This is a genomic window from Aquimarina sp. BL5 (assembly GCF_003443675.1).
Taxonomy (GTDB): Bacteria; Bacteroidota; Bacteroidia; order Flavobacteriales; family Flavobacteriaceae; genus Aquimarina.
The window spans coordinates 3,573,216-3,596,690 of the sequence record NZ_CP031963.1 but is presented as its reverse complement, the minus strand read 5'-3'; the positions used below and the strand labels follow the sequence as shown (position 1 = coordinate 3,596,690).

17 protein-coding genes are annotated in these 23,475 nt (G+C 31.6%); 2 read left to right on the top strand and 15 right to left on the bottom strand.

All coding sequences use genetic code 11. The features are described 5' to 3' along the window. Window positions 1-19: 19 nt before the first annotated feature. The 5 genes from D1818_RS15030 to D1818_RS15010 all read right to left on the bottom strand — a co-directional run bounded on the left by D1818_RS15030 (window position 20) and on the right by D1818_RS15010 (window position 4,746). Window positions 20-2,509 (bottom strand): WG repeat-containing protein, encoded by a 2,490-nt coding sequence (locus D1818_RS15030; RefSeq protein WP_118459808.1) that lies wholly within the window; start codon window positions 2,507-2,509, stop codon window positions 20-22. A 30-nt stretch (window positions 2,510-2,539) separates the two neighbouring features. Continuing rightward, on the bottom strand, window positions 2,540-3,112 hold the full coding sequence (locus tag D1818_RS15025) for an SMI1/KNR4 family protein (protein WP_118459807.1): 573 nt from the start codon (window positions 3,110-3,112) through the stop codon (window positions 2,540-2,542). Window positions 3,113-3,229: 117 nt separating this feature from the next. Beyond that, a complete protein-coding gene (locus tag D1818_RS15020) occupies window positions 3,230-3,580 on the bottom strand; it encodes a hypothetical protein (protein ID WP_118459806.1) in 351 nt (116 codons plus the stop codon). A gap of 1 nt (window position 3,581) precedes the next feature. Then, window positions 3,582-4,220, bottom strand: coding sequence for a hypothetical protein (locus D1818_RS15015; RefSeq protein WP_147406140.1), 639 nt, complete (start codon window positions 4,218-4,220; stop codon window positions 3,582-3,584). Beyond that, complete coding sequence (locus tag D1818_RS15010; protein WP_118459804.1) at window positions 4,186-4,746, bottom strand: hypothetical protein; 561 nt, start codon at window positions 4,744-4,746, stop codon at window positions 4,186-4,188. Before D1818_RS15010 ends, D1818_RS15015 begins: the two co-directional genes overlap by 35 nt. 26 nt (window positions 4,747-4,772) lie before the next feature. Between D1818_RS15010 and D1818_RS25380 the strand changes: the two genes are divergently transcribed. Further along, entirely contained in the window at window positions 4,773-5,069 is a 297-nt protein-coding gene (locus tag D1818_RS25380) for a hypothetical protein (protein ID WP_147406141.1), read from the top strand. A 308-nt stretch (window positions 5,070-5,377) separates the two neighbouring features. Here D1818_RS25380 and D1818_RS15000 read toward each other — a convergent pair whose 3' ends face one another. The 10 genes from D1818_RS15000 to D1818_RS14955 form a co-directional block, all read right to left on the bottom strand. Continuing rightward, window positions 5,378-6,109, bottom strand: a complete 732-nt coding sequence (locus D1818_RS15000) for a hypothetical protein (RefSeq protein ID WP_118459802.1) — start codon at window positions 6,107-6,109, stop codon at window positions 5,378-5,380. A 229-nt stretch (window positions 6,110-6,338) separates the two neighbouring features. After that, on the bottom strand, window positions 6,339-7,982 hold the full coding sequence (locus D1818_RS14995) for a helix-turn-helix domain-containing protein (protein ID WP_118459801.1): 1,644 nt from the start codon (window positions 7,980-7,982) through the stop codon (window positions 6,339-6,341). 805 nt (window positions 7,983-8,787) lie between these two features. Then, window positions 8,788-10,347: a hypothetical protein gene (locus tag D1818_RS14990; RefSeq protein WP_118459800.1), complete on the bottom strand. Its 1,560-nt coding sequence runs from the start codon at window positions 10,345-10,347 to the stop codon at window positions 8,788-8,790. Window positions 10,348-10,477: 130 nt separating this feature from the next. Further along, complete coding sequence (locus D1818_RS14985; RefSeq protein ID WP_118459799.1) at window positions 10,478-11,071, bottom strand: type 1 periplasmic binding fold superfamily protein; 594 nt, start codon at window positions 11,069-11,071, stop codon at window positions 10,478-10,480. 11 nt (window positions 11,072-11,082) lie between these two features. Continuing rightward, window positions 11,083-13,485, bottom strand: coding sequence for a TonB-dependent receptor domain-containing protein (locus tag D1818_RS14980; protein WP_118459798.1), 2,403 nt, complete (start codon window positions 13,483-13,485; stop codon window positions 11,083-11,085). A 73-nt stretch (window positions 13,486-13,558) separates the two neighbouring features. Then, the gene (locus D1818_RS14975; RefSeq protein ID WP_120752368.1) at window positions 13,559-13,825 is read right to left on the bottom strand and encodes a hypothetical protein; all 267 of its coding nucleotides are present in this window, start codon (window positions 13,823-13,825) and stop codon (window positions 13,559-13,561) included. A 78-nt stretch (window positions 13,826-13,903) separates the two neighbouring features. Next, window positions 13,904-14,752 carry a S9 family peptidase gene (locus D1818_RS14970; RefSeq protein ID WP_118459796.1) on the bottom strand — a complete coding sequence of 283 codons (849 nt, stop codon included), beginning with the start codon at window positions 14,750-14,752 and terminating at the stop codon, window positions 13,904-13,906. Between the two features lie 2 nt (window positions 14,753-14,754). Beyond that, entirely contained in the window at window positions 14,755-17,490 is a 2,736-nt protein-coding gene (locus D1818_RS14965) for a PD-(D/E)XK nuclease family protein (protein WP_118459795.1), read from the bottom strand. A gap of 72 nt (window positions 17,491-17,562) precedes the next feature. Further along, complete coding sequence (locus D1818_RS14960) at window positions 17,563-18,957, bottom strand: OmpA family protein (protein WP_118459794.1); 1,395 nt, start codon at window positions 18,955-18,957, stop codon at window positions 17,563-17,565. 284 nt (window positions 18,958-19,241) lie between these two features. Next, window positions 19,242-22,394: an exodeoxyribonuclease V subunit beta gene (locus D1818_RS14955; protein WP_118459793.1), complete on the bottom strand. Its 3,153-nt coding sequence runs from the start codon at window positions 22,392-22,394 to the stop codon at window positions 19,242-19,244. Window positions 22,395-22,598: 204 nt separating this feature from the next. On the opposite strand from D1818_RS14955, the gene D1818_RS14950 reads away from it, so the two are divergent. Continuing rightward, complete coding sequence (locus tag D1818_RS14950) at window positions 22,599-23,207, top strand: superoxide dismutase (RefSeq protein WP_118459792.1); 609 nt, start codon at window positions 22,599-22,601, stop codon at window positions 23,205-23,207. The last annotated feature ends 268 nt before the right edge of the window (window positions 23,208-23,475 follow it).

Below are 23,475 nucleotides of genomic sequence, written 5' to 3'. Positions count from 1 at the left end.
TTTAAAGTGATGATTATAATTATTCAATTTCCTTTCCATCAAAGTCTAAATAACCCTCCTTTACATCAGTCGCCCCTTTTTTACCTATTCTGTAAAAGATTCTTTTTTCGGGGACTACAGGAAATAAACCGTCATATTTCTTTGTATTAATAGGTAGACCAGAGTCATCAACAATAAACTTTTTTTTGTTTTCTGTAACAATGAATAGTGGTTTTTCTGGGATTCTAAACACACTTTTAAAAGAAGTTTTATGCAATCTATTTCCATTTATATCGGTAATAAAAACTTCGTTTGGGCGAGTTACAATTTTTCTGCTAATATCTTTACATATCCTTGAAAATTCTTCTACTATATTTCCTTGATAATCTAAATATCCATTTTTATTGTTAACTGAGCCATAGGATCCGATTCGATAATAAACTACCTTTTCTTTATAATGAGGATATAACATATTATATTGATTGTTATCTAATGGTTTTCCATTACGATCAATAAAAAAATCTTTGCCATTTCTAGTCGCCATAAAAGTTATTGGTGCTTCTTTGCCTAGCACTCTAATATTTGTAAACGGTTTTTCGTGAAGTATTGCCCCCGTATAATCTGCTAAATAATATTCTTTATTTTTTTTTCTAAGTTCTATACGTTGGGCTTCTTTATGAAAACTAATTGTTTCGTAAGAAGCAGGAATAATAAATTGATTCTTATACGTATCAAATAAGCCCAAAAGAGAATCCCTAACATTTAAAAAAGAAGTTTCTTCAATTGCATATATACTTTTGTGCTTTGCCTGTAAAACAATTTCCCCTTTTCTATTTGCCCATCCGTTATATTCTTTCTTTTTTTCTGTTTCAGAAGACTCTTTATTTACAATGCTATCAATAGTTAATAAGAAACCTTGCTCATAACTTCTGATACTCTCATATTTTGTTGGTAAAATTAGTTTTCCAGTTGTAGAAAGAACTCCTTTGGTATCCCAACCTTTATCGCTAATAAAAATATATGTAGAATCTATCCTGTCTAAATATGCAGATCTAAATCTATTGAAATATGGCTTTAGTGCTTTTTCGAAAGGATATGTTTCTAACTCTAAACGCTCTATTACCTGATAAAACTTAACAGCGAGCTTCAGAGGAATATTTTTTGAAAATGGACTTTCTTTTATTTCAAAAAACAAGGTGTATCCCTGATACTCTCTAAAAACAAAAGGTTTGTATACTTTATTTTTTGTCTGTAGTACGATACTATTTTTGGTTTGTAAAACAATAGACGCATCAGGATATTTCTTTAATGTCTCTTTTTTAATTTTATTTACTGACACATCCAATATCGATAAAGTACCAGAATACTGACTGTACTTCTCTAGATAAAAACTTTTTGGAAGCCATTTCTCTACAAAATGGTCTGATCTCATTTTATCTTTTAAACTATTATTTACGTCTTTTTCTATCCTTTCGAATATCTCTTTTTCCTTATCCGTATTTAGAAATGTCGCTTCTTCTGTAAAAAGAGATTTTAAGTCTAATGTTTTTACTTTTGAAATAACATTTACTGAATTAAAAATATTATAAAACTCCTTAAGCTCTTCTATATTTTTGTTAGGGCTTTCGGCTTCAGCTATAGCGTAGGTCCCATTACTTATTTTTTTGACACCAATAAATCTATATTCATTAAAAAATCTGAATAATACCAAATCATCATCCTGAAAAAACACTTCTTGTCTATAATTTGGGGCTATCGCCATATAATCCGCTACAGTAATTGGTAGAGTAGAGGTTATAACACCCACATTCATATGACCATAATCGTTATTTTTGTAATTACCGACGGTAATCCCACCGAGAATACTATCTTTTTTTAATGCATATAAAGATGTTTTTTCGCCTGAATCTTTAAGATATTTTGAAGTATATTCTATAGGAATCGACATTCCATAATCACTCGTTTGAATAGCAGTTACATATCCATCCACAGATCTTTTCTCTTCAGATAGAAAATCTTGAGCAAATGTATCGTTCTCCTTTTTTTTCTTTTTTCTAAACGCTTCTATTCTGGTCTGAATACCAACCAATTTATCATCACTCTCAGACACTCTTTTAAGTCTCATTTTTATATGATTGTCTGAAGATTCTGTTAATGACAGATTGATCTTTAATTGAATTATAAATTGATCTTCATCAATAAGATGCAAAGTGTTTTTCGAATTATTCAGAATCTTTAATGCCTTAAAATCAATTTGATCTTTTTTTACTTCTCGGATAGTATATGCATTGATATAAGAAACGGCAGTATCCGTTTCTAAAACATAATAAGATTGTTGAGGTAACGAATCGATAGCAACATTCCAATTAACAGATTTCATTACATTTTCTGGGATATCATGCGATAAGCTATCAATAATATAATGACCTTCTGTTGGTAGAATTCTTTCTGTTTCTTGAGCGTATGAATTACAAAATCCAAAAACAATATAGATAAAGATTAATAATTTAGAAATGGGGGATTTTATCATTTTACTTCTTACTTATTAGTGTTATTCTATTCAATGTATGATACGTTTATCGACGATGAATTCTTTTTTCCATTTTGAGATTTTCGAAGTAATATCAAAATATTCATCAAATTCTGATGTTGGAGTTTCTTCGTAGTATTCATTCAGACTTTTAATGAAATCAGATAGATTAGGAGCAATTACATTCCTATCATTATATTCGTTCCAATAGGATATCAATTGTCCTTTTTGCTTAGTAAATATACCTTCAATATCATAACAAATGTAGCTTCCGCCTCCATTACCAAATATTGGCAACCAATTTTTATTCCACCAATTTTCAATTTCAAAATCATAACCAATCATCTCCGTTAATTCCTTATTTCCGGACAAAACTTGCTCCAACGGCTCGAATTGCGAATTATTTACAAAAGATTCATAACAAGTATAATCTTGTCCATTTTTCCATAAATAAAGTTCTTTTAAATCTTCTGGTAATTTAATATTGTACTTAATTTCTAAATCCTCAATTTTCGTTTCTGATAATGGTTCTTGCAGTTTATTGTAATATTCAGAGCGTTTTTCTCTTAAGTTACGATCTAATTTCTGTATTTCGGTGGTCATAGTATTATAGCTACAGTTTATGAATAAAAATAGGGAGAACAACAATAATATTGTTTTCTTACTTAATTGATGAACATTATTATACTTTATGTTAATCGACTCTTCTCTAATAACTTTTTAATCGCTTATATTAAATACAATTTTCAATATACTTTCTACTCCACGACCTGCTCCATTAGAGCCCTTATTCATTTTAACCTCTACAATATCGACACCTGTAAATCCTTCTTTTGGTTTGTATGTATATATATGTTGTCCTATAGTATGATCTCGTTTTACTTCACTTATTTCAAAATGTTTTGCCTGTGTATCAATCCAAGAACCTTCTTCATCACCAAAAAAACCCAAATCGTATTCGTACACCTCGGAATTAGAAGAGCTAATATGTTTTTCAATTGTCGTGGTGTTATTACTATTACAAGAAATCAAAATCATGACTAACCATATTAAAATACTTCTATTTATCATCTTACCTAATTTCTCTTTTCAATAATTTCATTTTCCACTCACCTTGATTTTTAATAATACTATGTATTAAACTTTCAGTTTTATTTGACACGGGATAGAAAACCGTAGTATAGATTTCTACTTTATCCATAGCAAGAGGATGTTCGGTAATTTGAACAAAAGCCTTTTCTTCAAAAAGTCTTCTCTCCAACTCCTTATTTGCATGAATAGTTTCATTTTCTAACTCCATAAGCTCACCTTCATTACCTCGATTCACCCATAGTATTTTTGTTTTACTGTTTGCTTCTATTTTTTTAGAAAATGTAGGGTGTTCAACTAAGTCATTATACTTTTCGAAGTATTCTTTTAGTCCACTCTTCTTTAGCTCTTCATAATATTCAAAGGCTGCTGTGCCACAATAAAAAACTCTGCTTTCTCGCTGTACTAATAAAGTGTCCGTCCCATTCTCAAACCGAAAATTATCTAAATACGCCTCGTATGGAGATACCTGATCTTGATTTGTAGCCGAAACAGGATCTTTTTCATCTATAACTTGTATTTTTTTACTTTGCGAAGTACAAGACGCTATTATCAAGATTACGATAATTAATACACTATAATGTTTCTTAAAATCTAACATCGATTCCATTTTCTTTTGCATAAGGTATTGCTATTTGCATAAGTGCTTCTCGCTTTACGTGATATTGATTAACAGAACTCTCTAATTTCTTCATCGCGGCATCTAAATCTTCAGATGAAGCGCTTTTATCCATTAATTTAGCAATTTTAATATAATCATTTTCATAAATTGATTTCACGAATTCGAAAACTTCTAAAGAGGTTTTTATCAAATCTTCTGTTTCTGTAGTTACTTTAAGTTCTTTAATTTTTTTAATATCTTCCTCTAAAAAGGCCATTTTCATTCCTCTTATGTGGGTTTCGTAACTGTCAGCAATTTTAAGTTCTCCATCACTAAAACTACCATACAGCATGTTTGCTTTTTTAGAAGCTTTCATCTCTGCAAAATCTCTAGCACCTAAATTATGATACCTATTAGTGTTTAAAGTTGTTCTACCAAAATAATTTTCTGGGGTATGCATATTACAAGCTTGAAAACATAACATTAACAGGAATAAAGCAAAGGCTTGGTGACTTTTTACTATTGTATTTTTAGAAATTCTTCTCATGGTTTTTAGACATAAATTAATCAAAAATGAAATGGTTTAAAACAGTTAATTTTATAGTTAAAAAAATCACAATCATAGCTAGGATTATAGTAGTAAAAACCTTGACTTTAATTGATTTATTAGGTAAAAAAACAATTACTCCTACTGCCACAGAACATATCGCAAAAATCATAAATACACCAAGTATTAGAAGTGCGATTACTTCAGTCCCAAGAACTCTTCCTGAATTACCACCAAATTGTAGCAAACCTATATACAACCCCAATAGTATAAGAGAGGTTATAAGTAAAAAAGTTAAAACGATTTTCATTATTTTTTTTTAGTGTTATCTTAAATAAAAAAACTCAAGTTATCTGTATATGATAAATGTACTATAGAATTGTTTTAAAAAAGTTTCAAATTATAATTTGGCACTGGTTCCCCATATTTTCTATGTTGGTAGTACTATCTAACTTATCCTAATATAGTTTCAAAAACAAAACGATTAATACTAAAAGATATCGAACAGATAATTAAAACTTCAACTAATCATAAAAAGACTTTAAGTTCACTGTATAACAATAAATAAAGCCAAATAAAAACATATAAAATAGAAACTTTATATATTTATTTTTTCTCTAATGATCCACGATTAATTAGCTGATATTTTATAATTTCTGGTATTATCACGAATCACTTGAGATTCGAATTTCATTTTTTTATCCGATGATATAATCTTTATTTCACGATCTGCTGTAGCTTTAAACTTACCTTCAAAAATTATAAATTCGAAATTAGTATAATCTGTATCTAACGTATTAAAAGTAGCTTCTCCTAAATCGAAGCTTGTTCTATAGCTAATAATACTATCAGCAGGATTCACATATATTATTTTTATCCAACCATAACTTTTTTCGGGGATATCCGAATCAGATATAGGCTGAGTAATAGAGCCGTAGTATTTATCTCCTATTTTGGGCAAACTTGTAAATTCGACAAAATCATTCTTAAGTTGAATTGCTTTTTGATTGAAATAATAAAAAATAGTTATACCAATCAATAAGACTATGATACCTGTTATAGTATTTATAACTTTTCCAAAGCGAGAATATTTCTTTTCTGCACCTGGTACTGGATAGTCTAACGCATACTGCTTTGCACTTTGCTTCATTTCATAAGTCCAATCTTCTCTCTGAATATCTACCCCATTAGATGCAAAATAAAAAACTACCAAGGGTTTCTTTTTTATATTTACTGAAACTCTAGAAGATACTATCTGTTTATATAACTGTACTTTTATCAGCTCCCTTGTTTCACTAAATGGAGAAACAAACTTGCTTTCGAAACTTTTATACAACTCTATAGATTCTTTTCTTCTTAACATTGGTGAATTCTTCTTTTTTTAATCTCATCAAAAGCAAGCTTTCCGATATATAATAAGGCCATCTATCGACAATATGGTGTTCATCGAATTCATATTGAACCTTGTTAATTACGACATTCCAATGTTAAAAAGAAATCCTGTGAAAATGGTTCCATCTTATAATTTGAAACCTGTAAATGCTATTACAACGGGTATATGGGAAAAGTAGGCTTGGTAAAAAACTGTGCGCTTAATCCAAAACAATATGCTGTTTTTGATACTCTGAAGGTGTAGAGCCTACTAGGTTTTTAAAAACCCTATTAAATGAAGTTTTGCTCGAAAAACCAGCCTCATAGCCAATAGATAAAATTTTATACTGTCTGTATTTAGGGTTTTTCATAAGTGATTTTGCTTCACTTACTCTGTATAAATTAATAAAACTATTGAAGTTTCTATGAAAACAAACGTTCAGTACTTCAGAAAAAAGATGAACGCTCATGGATAAATCATTTGCTATATCTGATTGTTTAATCTCATGATTCAAATATGGCTTCTTATTATCCATATAATCCAGAATTTGTTGCATATATAACTTTCGATCGTCTAGGGTAAGTGAAGAATTCTGGTAAGAAGTTACATTAGTATCTTTTTCTTTCTTAGTGCTCTTAGCAATTCTTTTTAGCTTTACTTGTAACGCTTCCTTTTCGTTCGTTAATAGCTCTTTGTCCGCTTTTAGTCTCAAAGATTCAGATACAAGTCTTTTCCTTCTTTTCTTATATATTATAAAAGAACCTATTAATAAAATCAATAATACACATCCAAGAATTAGGTATACCTGTTTTTCTCTCGCAAGAAACTTAAGCTCTTGTGTTTGCTCCGTTAATAATTCTGTCTTTTCTTCTGATTCTATTTCTAGTTGTTTTTTTTGCGCTTTAGAAAGTGTATTCAGATATTCTCCATTGGCCTCCGTATAATATTTCTGTTCTTCCAAAGATTTTTTGAAATCTCCCTTAGCTTCATATACTTTAGCTAGTAATTTATGAGCATCCTTTCGGATTTTGAAAAAATTTCCAGAAACAGCAAGATCTCTAGCTTCTATTAGATATGAAAAAGCTTCTGTTGGTTTGTCATTACGAACCAATGCATCTCCTATAAGTATTAGAGCCGTAGCTTTTTGTTTCTTGGAGTCTTCTTCAGTAATAGCTACCAATATTTCTTTACAGTAAAAGACTACCTTATCGTATTCTTCTAATGCTAAAAAACTATCACTTAAATTTAAAAGAATACTTATAATCGCACCTTTACGATTTAATTTCACCGCTAGATCCTTAGCTTTCAGGCTATACTCTACTGATTGACAATATTCTTTTTTAATAGAAGCAGCAATTCCTAAGGCATTATAAGCCATCATCAGATAATGCTCAGATTGATCCACTGTTAAGGCAAGTTCAACTACTTCTTTCATCGTAGCAATCGCCTTATCATATTCTTCTATCTTATTATACAAGTTGCCCAGGTTTGCTAAAACTATGAGCTCTGCTCTCTTATTTTGTGGAAGTTTACTTAGGTTGTCCGAAACTTCTAAGTACTTTTCTATAGCTTTATCTAATTGATCAACGTTACTATAATAAATCCCCAAATTCACTAAGGCTTGATTCTTTAAATCATCTAATTCGTGTTTATTGGCTATCTCTAAAATAGCATCACAGTATTCTTTAAAAGCTTTAAAATCTCCTTTCTGATGAGCTTCAACAGACAACTGTTGATATTTGGGAATACTATCCACAGATAAACTGAATCTAGCCTCCTTAATCGTAGTAATTGTATCTAGTTCATTTTGTGCAACTAAAGAAAATGGTATAAAAACAAGGATTATGTAAAGAAGGATACGCATGTAGTAAGAATCAACTGTTGATACACTGAAGTATAAAACAAATGTATGATGAATATCTGTTTTTAGAAAATAATTTGATGCAGCACTACTTCTTCCTGTCTATCAAATAACTTAAAATGTATTGTCTCGTAATCTATTTAAAAAAAACAACCCTCAGGCTAACTACTTCCTGAGGGTCTGAATTGAAACTAAATTATAATATTTAACACAAACTCAACTTATACATAATTATGATTGTTTCAATTTTGCTGTTTTTTGGTTAGGTTTTTACGCCGCGAATATAAGAGCTAATCTTTAAATATTTAAATGAATTTTTAGTGGTAATACACATTTAACAATGCCATAATATCTCATTAAAATCCTTGAGATTAACTCACTAAAAATCAACCTTTACTATATATTAGTGTCTTTTTTGTCTAATTTGTTACTATATTCTCAACAAATTTGTCTTTAAAACTTGAAAATTTGTTAGTTATTTGATAACAATTGAGCAAAGTTCGTACCAATTTTATATTTTAGGATCAAAATTTTATGCTATAAAAAAGAACCCTCAGGGATATGATATCCTGAGGGTCTAATTGAAACAAATCTGTACTAATAATAAAATACACAAACTCAACTTATTATTATACTATGATTTATGGTTGTTTCAATTTTGCTTATTAATGTGGTTTATTATTTTTTTGATAATTAAAATAAAAGACTCCTGAGCTAACTACTTCTCAAGAGTCTCATCTTGAAAAAAATGTTTGTTTATATTATAAACAAACCCAACTTATAATTGTTATAATTTATTTCTATTATTCTATTGCACGCGTAGGGGAGCTAAATCAATTTCAAACCACCCTGTCGTATATCTTGTGCCTACACTATAATTAGATCCACTTTTCCTTATACAATCATCTGCAAAATTCGCAATGATTGCACCAAGTCTATCATTCTCTAAGGTATATGTTTTAGAAATTGTTTCAGTACGTGTTTCTTCTAGCGATGCACCAAATTCTAATCCAATTTTCACCTTTTTACCAAACCCTACATCAATACCAAAATTAGTTGCATATTTTACAGTCCTTGTATCCGTGGTAGTTATAGTTTCTGTTCTGTCAACCTCTTCAATTTCAATTTTGATCGTAGATGCATATTGATCTAAATCCCAATTCATAAGTGCAAGATTAGGATAGAATCTTTTTGTCCTTAAATTTCTTAAACGTAGTGTAGTACCAGATGGTGTTGAACTTCTAATTCTAAAAAGATCCCTAGCAGGTGCAGGAAAATAGGTCACGAATTCTGATCCTATTCCATTTTTAGCATTGATCAAAGCGGTTACTTTAAATTCGAAAACACCATCAGTCCAACTTCCAGTAGTTTGAGGATATCCTTGCACATATTGGATTCCAATTCTCGGATCACCTGTTTGATCAGCAATTTTATTATAGGCAATAACACCATTAGACCATCCGCCTCCACCTTTAAGTCTAAAAGAAGTAATATGTTCTCTAAAATCAAAAACAAAAGGACCTCTATCACTCATCGGAGTTAAATCGTAATATAAATGGTCTCTTTGCCAACCTACCTGCGTTTCAAAAAAATCATACGCAGCAATATGTTTAGGGTCTACATTAGATTTTGCAAATGCTTCATCTTTATTAAGTGGATACTGAATATTCAAATTACGATTAAACGAATCGTCCAAAAATCGAAAACCAACACCATCCTTTGATTTAAAACTATTATTTCTATTATTTTTAGAGGAAATTCCTTTTTTACCAGGTTCGTTATCCAAAATAACACGTTCACTTTCTTTTATCACTATAACAGGAAATAATGGTATCTTATACGCAGGAAGTACAAAATTTTCTTTGTTACTTTTAATGATCGGTACATCATTAGTTGATTTTACATTATACGCAACATCGGGGATTTGAGAAGTTACATCCCAGTTTTCTGCAGAAAATGATCCTTCAGGAAGATTCGGTACAAAAATAGTTAACGTCGGTAATTGCTCTTCTATTTGTAATAATAATTCTTTATCTAAGTAATCCTCTAGTAATGTTTTTACAGTTTTCGCATCAGAAAGTTCATTATCTTTAATGAGTTGATATAAAACATCATAGTCATTATCGAACATTTTCAATGCCTCATTTTTTAATAAAGCTCTAAGAGATTCACTTTCTCGAACAGATTTTGCGAGACCTTGAGCAAAAGCTTGTTTTAATTCTTCTTTGGGCGTATGCTCGACTTGCTCTAAAGATATTTCTTCTGGTACTGCTTCTGAAGATTCATCAGAAATTTCATTTTTCTGACACGACCACAGAAAGAAACTGGTAATTGCGAACAGATAAGTTGTTTTTTTGTATAAGGTCATAAGAGTAAGGTTTTAAATTAATATTAAATGATTTAAAAAATAATTTAAAAAAGTAATCTCACTTTTAGGCTATAAAGCGAAATGTATAGATAGTCTCCTGTGTTGGTTCAGGAGACCACCTTGTATAATATTATTCTACTGATACATTAAAAGTCCAGTCGATATCTGGGCTTCCTCCTGCATTTGTTATATCACCAGCAGCAACTCCCTGAGCCTCTTTGTTAAGCTCATGTCTTAGCACAACTCTTAATTCTCCATCTCCAACAGCATCTGTGGTAGTTAAGGTAAAAGCTAAACCTACAGGATTAGCATTGCTTCCTTCGCAAGGATCATCATTAAAGTCACATTCTTGATCAGCATACGCTGTAGTAATCCCTAGGTCATCAGTCAAGTAAAAAAATTGATGTTCATCTGCTTCTCCTTCAATCTCTTCATTTACTAATTCAGCTGGGCTTTCTGTTTCATTTAATAGAGCTATAGTACCTGTATAGGTTGTACCAGCACTTAAGCTACCTGAGACAGTCTCAACAGGATTCGTTGGTCCATCCTCGCCATCTTCATCAAAAAATCTAAGCGTTACCGTATCAGATCCATTTGTTAATGTTACTGTCATCGTAGTAATTACTTCTTCTCCACTAACAGGAACAGGATCGTCGTCATCTGAACAAGATGATAATATGAGTCCAAAAACTGATAACATTGATAAAAATTTACGTGTGTTCATCATTCTAAAATTTAATAATTAATAGTTAATCTTAATAAAAAGTTTCTACCTAGATCATCTGCAAAATTTCTCTGGCGATTTAGGTAATTTCTATATCTTTTATTTAATAAGTTATTTATTGTTAATCCCACCTTTAGGTCATTTTTCTCTCCCAATTTAAATCCCATGTTAGTATCAAAACTTAACAGGTGATAAGCATCAGGAGGTGTATTAATCTTTAGTTCAATTTCTTCTCCTGCATCTTGAGAAAACACGAAAATATTGGGAGGAAATTCATTTTGCCTAAAAGTATATTGACTTTCTAAAGAAACTTGTAAATTAAACCAGTCTTGTTCTGTAAAAACAATTTTATTGGTGAAATTAGGTGCTGGCATATTAATTAATGGAATGTCATCATCCGTCTCTTTTCCTTTTACTAAAGAAAAATTATGGTCAGTTTGCCAATTCTTAGACCAATGTACGTACATCTTTGCGTCAAAACCTAGAAGCAGAGCGTTAGTTTGTCGATATTCCCAAACCGGAAAAGGACCTCTAATGGTAAGTGTAGCATCAACAGGTTCTAATAAAATATAATCCTTAATAAAGTTAACATACGGAGCTATTTCCCATCCCCATTTTTCATTATTTTTTAGTATCGATGTTGAAAATTTATGTGATGTTTCTTTGTTAAACCTTAGATCACCTATTTCTATCCTAGCAGCAGAATGATGTAGTCCATCACTAAATAATTCAGCTGGATTAGGAGGGCGTTGAGACAAAGTATAATTAGCTCTAAGCTGATAATCTTCTTTAAACAAATATTGTATCCCTACAGTAGAAGATATGTTATGATAATCAAATATGGGATTGGTTAATAATTGAGAGCCTATTACACCTCTTTCTATTACAATATCTGAAAAATCTGCTTCATATCCCCGTTCATCCCATCTGCTTTCCAAGTAGAATTTTTTTGCATCAACTCTCGTAAAATCATATCTAATACCTGCTTCTAAAATTAATGATTCGTTAATCTCCAATTCACCAGTGATAAAAGCACCGAAATCGTATTTATCATAATCAGGGATTAATCGTCTTACTCCTGTTTCTAAAGCATCAGCAAAGTTATTTTGGTATCTAAGCATTACTCCAGCATTAAAACTGTAATTGTTATTAGCATCAAAGTTGAAATCTGAAGTTAATGTATGGGTAGTAAGTTCCAAGTCTACGCTGGGTCTCCTACTTAGGTCATCTGTTCTTCTAGTATCAAACTCAAATCGCTGATTATTTTGAAAATCATATTGGGTTGTCCATTTACCTAGTTCTTCAAACCTTCTGTAATATTTTACTTTTCCGAGATGGTGAGTAACTTCTTGCCTTGGATTTAAAATATCATAAGTGAAATCTCTAATGATATCAGGTTGACCACTGTTAATAGATTGAAATAAGTCATCAGGATTTCCAATATGTGAAGACGCAAGTACTCCTATTTCAGCGTCATAAAAAGAATAAAATGCATCTAAGCCATATTCAAATTTATTGATTCCAAATGCAACAGATCCACCTTTTTCAGAAACACCTGTATTAGATAACACATAGTCTGGTGCTTCAAAATCTCCGAACCTTTTTAAAGTCCCTTGTCCTTTTACGAACCATCCATTATGATATCCTTTAACTATTTCTGAAGATATAGTACCTCCTCTGCCGTTAGTAGCTCCTGTTACTATAGTTTTTCCAAACAAAGTATCTTTGGCAGGAACGCGATTAGATTCCATGATAATAATTCCGCCTATGGCATCACCTCCATATTTTAATGCAGAAGCTCCCTTTACAACAGTGACATTTCCTGCAGTATTAATATCTACATTAGGAGCATGCTCCTCTCCCCATTCCATATCTTGCATTCTTACATTGTTATTCAAAATTAGTACCCTACTTCCGCTTAAACCTTGAATAATCGGTTTTACAATCGTAGATCCGGTATTTAAAGAAGAAACTCCAGGAATTTCTCTTAAAGCGTCTCCCAGTGTAGCGCTACTATATTTATCTATAATATTCTTATTTATAGTTTCCTCCTGAGACGAAGATGTTTTAGTCTTATTTTTGCCTGAAACCTTTACTTCTTGTAATTCGCTCAAGTGATGCTCTAAATAAAAATCTTTATCAGAAACCTCATTTATATTAATAGTAACCACTTGAGAATTGCAATCCTCATGTGATATGGTAAAGGCATAAGAAGTGGCACAGAGCCCTGTGATTTTATACATCCCGTTACTATCAGTTTTAATTGTTGTACTATTAAAAGTAATTGTTGCTCCTTCTAGGGAAACTCCGTCGTGAAAATCAATTACACGACCAGAGAGTATTTTATTACAATCTTGAGCGAATAAATAATTAACTGCTAGAAGAAACACAATACATAGTGTGTTTCGTTTCATTCTAAAAAATAAAAAAGGGTCTCTACTGCTGATAAGCAATAGTAAAATCGGTATAAAAACCTGATTGATTGATTTAAGCTACAGGTGGTGCTTTATTGAGAAAAGCATAGTGTGCTTCTCTATCAAAATAGGTGTCTGAATTATTGATCTTAATACGATCTTCTGGAACAATAATCTCTTTTGGTATTTCTATAGCGTCCACAGAAACAAAATCATCGTCCAGATTTTCTGAAGCCAGTTGACATATTTTGCAATCTAAATCATTAGCGTCATGACTTAAGGCATGCAAATCCAATACCTGTATAAGACTGAATACTATCAGAAATACAGAAGCTATCATATGTCTTTTATTGGTCTTCACAATCGCAAATAAACAAAAAAAAATCAAAACCATTCTAAATTCAATAACTAAAGTGTGTTAAAGTATTGCAAATGCTATGGATTTTTCAGTAATTGTTGCTAGATCTTTAGGCATTTCTTTTTGTTTCCAGGGATGCTTTGCCCCAAAAACATGATCTGCTCCTTTTACCAAAAACAACTCACTTTTGGGGCTCCAACTATGTAAATTTTCAGCTTCTTTTAAGCTAACAGTAGTATCCGCCGTACCGTGCACTATTAAATGCGGAACTTCTATTTTCTTCATTGCATCGGAAATAGTAAGTCTTTCTTTGTTTTCAATAAATGAAGTGTAAAATTGAAAATAGTGTGGCATCTGTTGTTTGGTTCTACCATTCTCAATATAATATATTCCTTCATTTTTCCAGGTTTGAAACGCTGTTCCTTTCGGGAATCTTTGTTCATAATCCGAGACACCAGCCCAAGTAATTAATTTTGTAATTCTAGCGTCTTCTGAGGTTTTGATCGTTGTAATCCCACCTGCTCGAGAATGCCCTATGAGCGTAACATTATCCTGATTTACCAATTGTTTGTATTCGAAATTAGGAGCAATAATATAGTCCAAAACAGATGTTAGATCATCTAGTTCTTTTATATAGTTGTTATTACCAAAAGCCTCTAAATCAGGAAAATCTATTGGCTGCTGTATGGTCCCTCCATTATGAGAAAAGTTAAACTTCACGAAGAAAAATCCCGCCTCTGCAAAGGTGTTAGCTACCAGATCCCAAGCTCCCCAATCTTTAAATCCCTTATATCCGTGACAAAATATAATTATAGGCTGTTCTTTTTTCTGATCATCATAAAAAACATCCATAAGAATTGGTTTTTGATGTTTTCCTTCTATAATTATATCCTTTTTCTCTATAATCATAACTATACTTCTTTTTCTGTAAAAGGAATTTCTAAGGTAGAAATTTCTGTTATTAGTTTTTTTAGTTGTAGTAAATATTCATCAAATACTTCAGTAGTTATTTCATAATCTACTTTTCCTCTTACAGATGTTTTAGTTCCAAATTTTAGAAACCCTTCTTTAAGATTTTTAAAAGAAATAATTCCTGCCTGAAAAGGTTCTGATAGTGATTGTTGATTATATTGCATATACGCATATGCTAATACCTGTATGGCTTTGCTATACTTATAATCTTCTGTAATCACATCCCAGTCCATTAAGACTACATCACTTTTAATAACTTTGCCAGTTTTATAATCAATGATTCGTAATTGCCCGTCTAATTCATCAATTCGGTCTACTTTTCCCTTAATAAAAACGGGGAAATCAAGCTCAGGAATCCTTAATTCTGTTTTCAGATTGCTTTCTATAGCAATAATTTTCAATTGCGATCCTGATTTCAGCATCTTCTCTTCCCTTTTTAAAAAATTATAAATATACCTTTTCGCCACCTCGAAAATAAGTAAGTTTTTGCCTTGTGTAATATCCAATTTAGAATACTCTTTCCGGAAATGGTATTTGATTTCGGTATCAATTAGAGCAATCATATTTGTAATGTCCTCTACAGATACAAATTTGTCTTCTAAAGGTTTATATAGGTTTTCTAATGTATTATGGATCACTGTTCCTAAGGTGTTTGCAGCAATAGTTTCCTCTACCTGATCACTTTCACTAATTCCTAATACATACTTATAGTAAAAATCAATAGGGTTTCTAATATAAGATGTTAATGCAGAAGGAGATAATCCATTCAACGCTAACTCTTTGATTTTTTGAATTATAGCGTCATTCTTTTCAACAACCAATGGAGTGTTTTTTAGCTTAGGCACTTCAGAAGATGCTATATATTTAGATAATTGATGTGACGGTATTTTATCTATTTCCAACTGATGTAAAAATCTACTTTTCTCTCCACCTCCGACTCCTTCATCTTCTGTATTGTATATTAGATATACATTTTTGGCTCTCTGAATTAAACGATAAAAATGATATGTATATATCGCATCCTTTTCTTTATAAGTTGGGAGATTATACGCTCTCTTCAAATCATAAGGTATAAAAGAGTTCATGCTTTTCCCTGCCGGAAGTACTCCTTCATTCACAGAAGTAATTATTACAGTTTCAAAATCTAAACAACGAGACTCTAACATCCCCATCAATTGCAATCCACTAAATGGTTCTCCTCTAAAATCTAATGTCTCTGAGTTAATAATATCTTTATATAAATGATATAAAGAAGATATTGTTTTAATGTATTGATAGTTTGTACTAAGACCCAACAATTTATTAAAAACAAGATGAAAATGATACACATATTCCAATTCTAATGAATCTTTTTCTTTATCTAAGCTTTCTTTTAACAACTGAACTATTTTCCTGCATTGTTCTATAGCTTTTGACGCTTTGTTCCAAGGAGAGAATAATATGTCCAAAACTTCACTTTTTGCATCACTAGCTTCGTTTTGTAATTTTTCTAAAGAAATGAAAATAAGATTTTCTCTAGAGATTTTTGTAATCAATTGATTTGTCAAAGAGCCTAATAACCAATAACTAGGTTGACTATTTAGAATCTCCAACACAGATTTATGATATAGTCCTTTAGAGTGTGTAGCTTTATGGAGTTTAAACAACAGCTCAAAAAACGAAGCTACCGGGACATCTTTCAGAGGTAATCCCATCGTAATATTAAGTGAACTAATCGTTTCGGGTAGGGAGTTTAGAACAGGTAATAACAATGATTCATCAGCCAATACCAATGCAGTTTTTTCAATACTAGCAGACGGAATCGATCTAAGTATTTGACCTGCCAACTTAGCCTGACCAACATTTTTAGGAACTCCAATTAGTTTAATATCTTTCGAAGAAGAAAAATTATCCCTAATCCATTTAAATGGTTTTTCCTGATAGTAATTCCATTGAGTTTTATAATCTCTTAGAAATAAAGAAGCTTCGTGATACTTGTTTTCTAAAAAGAAGGTATCCACATCCCAATATACCTCAGCAGTATTAGCTTCTAACAAGGACTGAAAAATGACTTGTTCTGCATTATTAAGCGCATTAAAGCCCACCAAAATATGTTTCTGATCATTCTTCTTAATATAATCTTCTATATTCTCTGAGGCCTTTCTATATAATAATCCCTGATAACCGATCTTCTTTTCTAGAAGTTTGGTTTTAAAATTAATGTAATAATCAGATAGATTATTCCAAAAACTAATGTACTTCTGTATAAGTTCAGTTTTTTCTTTTTGAAGATACCAATGATTTAAGTCTTGTATTCCGGAGAGGTATGAAAAAAAACTTTCATTATCAATACAATAACGATCGATTTCATTAAAATCATACACCAGTGTCTGTGCCCAACTACTGAATGTCTCTAAGTTTTCTTTTTCTAAATGAGTATGTGTTGTAAGATAGGTTTCGTAAAACTCGAATAAGGTTTGTGTGCCATCAATCTGACGTAATCCAGACAGCTGGGTGATAAATTCCTCTATACTAAGAATGATGGGGGCAAAAAAAGTTTGACCAGCATACTTTTCTAGCAATTCCTTTTTAAGAAAAAGCCCTGCTCTTTTACTAGGTAGTATAAAAATAAGCTCACTTACATTATGATCTTTTTTTTGTACTTCTGATACAACCTCTTTTAAAAAACTATCCACCCATTAAAAATAAAAAACGTCCCGAATAATCGGGACGTTTTATCTATGTATTTATTATTTAGTGAAAAATAATTACTTCACTAAGTTGATCTCTACACGTCTGTTTTGTGCTCTACCAGCTCTTGTTTTGTTAGATGCAACTGGTCTTGACTCTCCATAACCAACAGCAGACAATCTGAACTGATCGATACCATTACTAGTTAAGAACGTCTTAACAGCGTTTGCTCTAGAATCAGAAAGCTTTTGGTTATTTGCTTCTCTACCTTGACTATCTGTATGCCCTTCGATAACAAATTTAGCAGTAGGATATTCTTTAAGGATACCAATGATATCATTTAATACTTTAGTAGACTGATCTTTGATAGTTGATTTACCAGAGTCAAATAATACCTGTGCAGCATACTCATTTAAAGTTTTCTGAATTTCTTCAGTTACTTCAGGACAACCGTTGTTAGCAACAGTACCAGCAACATCAGGACAGTTATCATCTTTGTCTAATACTCCGTCACCATCTTTATCTTGGTAAGGACATCCGTTGTTAGCAGCAGGACCAGCTTCGTTAGGACAACCGTCTTTAGCGTCAGTGATTCCATCACCATCAGCATCAGGACATCCATTTAAGTTAGCTAAACCAGCAACTGTAGGACAATCATCTTTAGGATCAGCGATTCCGTCACCGTCTGTATCAGGACATCCATTAAATTCTGCAGTACCTGCAGTATCAGGACAGTCATCTTTAGCATCAGTAATTCCATCACCATCAGTATCAGGACATCCGTTAAATTCTGCTAAACCAGGAACGTCGATACACTCATCGTCTTTATCAAATACACCGTCACCATCTGTATCTTTACCTCCGAAAGCGAAAGTAATCCCTGCAGAATGTTGGAAGTGAGTTGGAGGGTAGTTACTAACCTCGTAATCTTCGAATACGTGCTTATATGTAGTTTGTAAATTGAAAGCTAAATTTTCAGTTAACCATAAGTTAAGTCCAAAAGAACCATTAAGAGTTCCTGCACCAATTTCATCAACCCAAGTGTATCCACCACCTATTCCTAAGTAAGGATCGAACCATTTAGATTTCAAAAGGTTTTTAAGACTATAGCTTATTGTTCCATCTACTGCATAATAAGATAAGTCATCGGCAGTAACTTGAGTTCCATCAGGTGTTTCTCCTAATTTATCAATTTTGTTAACCGAACCAGCAGCGGTAAATGTAAAACCATCTCCTATATATCTACCAACTGATAGTTTAGAAACGGATGGAAGAATGTTCCAGTGGTCAGTAGCGTTAAAAAACTCGTCAAAGATTTCTCCTTGTATAGGTAAATCTCCTCCGGTAGGAAAGATATCAACAGCATTAACGCCAATCGATACTGCCCAAGGGTTGTTTTCATCCTGTGCATTCGCAGTACTAAACCCAAGTACTAATAACGAAGCCACTAAAAATCTGCTAAGATATTTCATATTCAATAATTTAATTTTTAAGTGTTAATTAGAGCAAATGTAATATGTTAAAAATTACTGTCAAAGACAAAACTAATAAATTTTTCTTAATAGGCCAGTGTATATCGACCTTTGCGAAGTTTTTAAAGTCCTATTTTAAATCTTTAAGCCCCCCTCAAATGTGAAAAAATTGCCGTATTAAGCTGAAACCTACTGTTCTAATTTCCTTAATTACGGTACAATTATAAGATAAAAATATTTTTTATCAATAAATTTCTACTAGTAATTACTAAAATATTTTTTATTTATATGTATTTTAAAGTAATACCTTCATTAAAATACACCAATATCCTATTACTTAGTTTATATCCTATTTTCTGAAGAAGCAAGCCATATTCTTCTAATTGATTTCCGTGCGAAGCACTGTGTTCTCCTGTTTTATAATCAATTATTGCAGCCTCTCCATGCGCATCAATTATAACTCTATCTGGTCTATAAATGCGTCCGTTTGAGATAATTCCCCTTTCATTTAACACTTGTTTATCCTCTAAAAAATATTTAGAGAGCTCCGGATGCTCTAAAACCATTTTTAACTCATTATAAAGTGTTTCTCTATCTAAAAAACTAATCATTCCAGTTTCAAAAGCGTTTTCTACTACTCTATCTAAATCTTTATTTGAATATATCAAGGACATTAGTTCATGAATTAGATTACCTTTTTCTATGGCAGCTGCCTGTGATGTATCCCAAAGTTTTCCTGAATTGGTAACAATATGCACTTTACGCTTTTTCTTGGAGTTCTCAAACTTAGTAAGTGTTATATTCTTTGTTTTGGAATTTGCAGATACAGTTTCTCTAAAAGGTTTTTCTGGATTACCAAAATCATATGATAATTGTTCTTTATGCCAAGCACCTATATGCATTAGATAATTAATGAACTTTCCTGAAAATTTACTTGAATTACCTTCGCCTTTACTATTTATTTCCGCTTTAGAAATAATATATAATTGTTCTTCTGCTCTTGTTAAAGCAACATATAATAGGTTAAAAGCATCTAACTCTAACTGTGATTGTCGTTCCTGAACGATTTTTTCTGCTGGCACTCCATAATCCGAAAGTTCCTTATTATAGTTAACAAATATCTCCCGGAAACCACTAAAGTCCTTTTTTGCGACTGGTAACCAGGTTTTAGGTTCTATTTCTCTATAAATATCAATGTTTGCATACGGATAGATAACACACGGGAACTCTAAGCCCTTAGCTTTATGTATCGTCATTATCTGAATTGCCTCTTCTCCTTCTGGCGCAATTATACTAAGCTTATCCTTTTTCTGATCCCAATAAGACAAAAACCCGATAATACCTTCGGCATGTTTTTGGGTATATCCAAATATTACATCTAAAAGAAATTGCACGTATGCTGGTGATACTGATGTAAGATTAAAACTATTTATAATATACTCTACTCCTTCATAAAGAGGTTTTGCATCCAATTGAGCAAAACTAAATTCAACTCCTAATGATTTAATTTCATCACAAAACGTTTTCTTATTAGCAAATACTAGTTTTTTCAGAAAAGTGTGTTTCTCCGATATTGAAAATTTTTCAGTTATAAAATGTAAAACATTGGTTTTGGACAACAACTCATCTGGGTACACAAACCAGGTAAGCATATCAATAATAAAACGTACTCTTGGATCATTTTTAAGCAATAGTGTCTCAGAAGAGATAATAGACATTCCTTTTTCAGTAAGAAAATCTGCAATCACAGCTCCTTCCTTTTGCTTTCTGGTAAGAATACAGATTTCATTTAGCAGATATCCTTTTTCCTTAAGCTCTAACACTGATTCATATACTCTTTCGGGATATATTTCATTTTCCTCTGCTACATTTTTAGCCTCTACAAAAGAAAGCTGTACATAACCGCCTTTTTTATCATTATACTCTTGGTTATTACCTAATAAATATAGTTTCTTATGTAAATCATTACTAAAGTCATTTGATAAAAGAGTAAATAGATCATTATTAAACTTAATAATCTCTTGATGACTTCGGTAATTTCTTGGTAAATTAAGCACTTGTTTTTCTTCAACTGAAAATGGATTTTGATCTAAAGAAAGATTAATAAACTGCTCTGCTTTTCCTCCTCGCCATCTATAAATGGCTTGTTTAGCATCTCCAACTATAGTTAACTGTCCTCTTTTGCCGCTTAAGGTTTCAGAAGAAATGGCGTTGTCTATAAGAGGAACTATATTATTCCATTGTAGTTCTGACGTGTCCTGAAACTCATCTATAAAATAGTCTCTGTACCGTTCTCCTAACCGTTCATATATAAAGGGAGCGGGTTGGTCCTGAATAGCTTCGCTAATAATTTTATTAAATTCTGATATCAATAAGATACTTCTTTCTTTTTTGATCTTCTGAAGCTCCTTATTAATAACATTCAGTACAGAAAGAGGAGTAAGATTCTTAATTATATTTTCATATAGCTTTATATCTAGTATCTGTTGTTTTGTTTCTAAAAACGCTTGTTCTATTGGTGACCGAATACTATCTATCAATCCTTTTTTATCAGGATCGAGAGATTTTGTGTAAAAGTCAGTAGTTTCGATATTTTGTCTCCACGCCGAAGAGAAATTTATTTTAAAATCTTTTTTAGAAAGTTTTACAAAGTGAAGAGGAATGTAACTTTTAAAAAAATCCTTGTGATCTAAAGAATTACTTGTGATAAGGTTTAGAATATCTGTAGAGGTTTTTACAATCTTTTCTTTTTGATTTTTGATTTTGGATATTAGTTGATTTTTTAATTCATCAAAATCCTCTGCTGTTTTATCAGATAGGTTATTTAAGTGTGCTCTATCATTTTCACTAAAGAGAAGTCTGGCTACTTTGTTTAACTCTATGGTAATATCCCAACTTTTATCATCTTCTAATTTACTTAAGGCAAAATCAATAATTGTTTCTGTCAGGATCGCATCTTCTCCTACTTTAGCTACGACCGCATCTACAGATTCTTCAATTAACGATTCTGTATCCATTTCAATTTCAAAATTCATCGGAATTCCTAGATCCTTTGCAAATGTTCGGATCACCCTATGCGTAAAAGTATCAATGGTGACTATATCAAAAGCTGCATAATTGTGTAGAATACTTTTAAGAATTCTGTCTGCCTTTTGTTTTACTACCTGTTTCTCTAATCCTGTTTCTTGGACAATATCGTTTAATAACAACTCGTATTTGGGCGAAGTTTCTGCGCTGCGAATGCCTACCAGGTTTTCTACAACTCTGGTTTTCATTTCGGCAACTGCTTTGTTAGTAAAGGTAATTGCCAAAATATTTTTGTAAGCATCCTTATACTCTCCTGTCAAAAGAGCAACTAAATACGCCTTAACTAAGGTATACGTCTTTCCTGCTCCTGCAGCTGCATTGTAGATAGTAAAAGGATATTGAGAATTCAAGTCTGTTTTTTTACTAAAGTATCAAAAAAGAGTAGTTTTTGTGTATTAATAACAACTAAAAATAAATTGAACCCAAGTTCCGCATAGAAAGGAGTTTGGAAAAATTTGAATTTAATTAATTTATAACAAATATTAATTTTTATTCATCACTCTTATTCCTAAATTTGGTTTCATTTTTTTCTTATTAACTAAAAAAAATAGATTATGTCATTTGAATTACCGAAATTAAAATATGCCTTTGACGCATTAGAACCTAACATAGATGCTCGTACAATGGAAATTCATCATGATAAACATCATGCTGGATATACTAATAAATTGAATGCTGCTATTTCTGGAACTGATCTCGACGGCAAAACTATAGAAAACATTCTTATTAATCTAGACAAATCTAATGGTGCTGTTAGAAACAATGGTGGTGGTTACTATAACCATAGTTTGTTCTGGGAAATTATGTCCCCTAATGGCGGTGGAACTCCTTCTGGTGAGCTTGGAGATGCTATTAATACTGCTTTTGGTTCTTTTGATGCATTCAAAGAGGCTTTTTCTAATGCTGCAGCAACACAATTTGGTTCTGGATGGGCTTGGTTATGCGTTCAGGAAGGTGGTAAAGTAGAAGTTTGTGCTACTCCAAACCAAGATAATCCATTAATGCCAGGTACTGGTTGTGGAGGAACTCCTATTTTAGGTCTTGATGTATGGGAACATGCTTATTACCTAAATTACCAAAATCGTCGTCCTGATTATATCTCTGCATTTTTTAATGTTATTAACTGGGATGAAGTTTCTAAAAGATATGCACAAGGAAAATAGATTATATTCAACATTTCTTATAATAAACAAAAAGAGTCGTAAATATTACGACTCTTTTTTATATATCTTTTTTTACAAACTATCCTAAAATAAAAAAAGGTGGAAAGTCCACCTTTTTTTGCCCCAAATCTACCATGAACTTAACCTACTTATGCTATGGCTCTGCTAATATAAAGCGTTATTTCATTGTGTAAAAATGTTTTAGATGAAAAGCTAAAATACTTGTTGAAATACACAAATTAACTGATTTTAACAACGCTGTTTTTCG

What these genes read in the sequence shown, in the direction of transcription:
- D1818_RS15030 (WP_118459808.1), bottom strand. Translation starts at nt 2,509, where the DNA reads ATGATAAAATCCCCCATTTCTAAATTATTAATCTTTATCTATATTGTT.
- D1818_RS15025 (WP_118459807.1), bottom strand. Translation starts at nt 3,112, where the DNA reads ATGACCACCGAAATACAGAAATTAGATCGTAACTTAAGAGAAAAACGC.
- D1818_RS15020 (WP_118459806.1), bottom strand. Translation starts at nt 3,580, where the DNA reads ATGATAAATAGAAGTATTTTAATATGGTTAGTCATGATTTTGATTTCT.
- D1818_RS15015 (WP_147406140.1), bottom strand. Translation starts at nt 4,220, where the DNA reads ATGCAAAAGAAAATGGAATCGATGTTAGATTTTAAGAAACATTATAGT.
- D1818_RS15010 (WP_118459804.1), bottom strand. Translation starts at nt 4,746, where the DNA reads ATGAGAAGAATTTCTAAAAATACAATAGTAAAAAGTCACCAAGCCTTT.
- D1818_RS25380 (WP_147406141.1), top strand. Translation starts at nt 4,773, where the DNA reads ATGAAATGGTTTAAAACAGTTAATTTTATAGTTAAAAAAATCACAATC.
- D1818_RS15000 (WP_118459802.1), bottom strand. Translation starts at nt 6,109, where the DNA reads ATGTTAAGAAGAAAAGAATCTATAGAGTTGTATAAAAGTTTCGAAAGC.
- D1818_RS14995 (WP_118459801.1), bottom strand. Translation starts at nt 7,982, where the DNA reads ATGCGTATCCTTCTTTACATAATCCTTGTTTTTATACCATTTTCTTTA.
- D1818_RS14990 (WP_118459800.1), bottom strand. Translation starts at nt 10,347, where the DNA reads ATGACCTTATACAAAAAAACAACTTATCTGTTCGCAATTACCAGTTTC.
- D1818_RS14985 (WP_118459799.1), bottom strand. Translation starts at nt 11,071, where the DNA reads ATGAACACACGTAAATTTTTATCAATGTTATCAGTTTTTGGACTCATA.
- D1818_RS14980 (WP_118459798.1), bottom strand. Translation starts at nt 13,485, where the DNA reads ATGAAACGAAACACACTATGTATTGTGTTTCTTCTAGCAGTTAATTAT.
- D1818_RS14975 (WP_120752368.1), bottom strand. Translation starts at nt 13,825, where the DNA reads ATGATAGCTTCTGTATTTCTGATAGTATTCAGTCTTATACAGGTATTG.
- D1818_RS14970 (WP_118459796.1), bottom strand. Translation starts at nt 14,752, where the DNA reads ATGATTATAGAGAAAAAGGATATAATTATAGAAGGAAAACATCAAAAA.
- D1818_RS14960 (WP_118459794.1), bottom strand. Translation starts at nt 18,957, where the DNA reads ATGAAATATCTTAGCAGATTTTTAGTGGCTTCGTTATTAGTACTTGGG.
- D1818_RS14950 (WP_118459792.1), top strand. Translation starts at nt 22,599, where the DNA reads ATGTCATTTGAATTACCGAAATTAAAATATGCCTTTGACGCATTAGAA.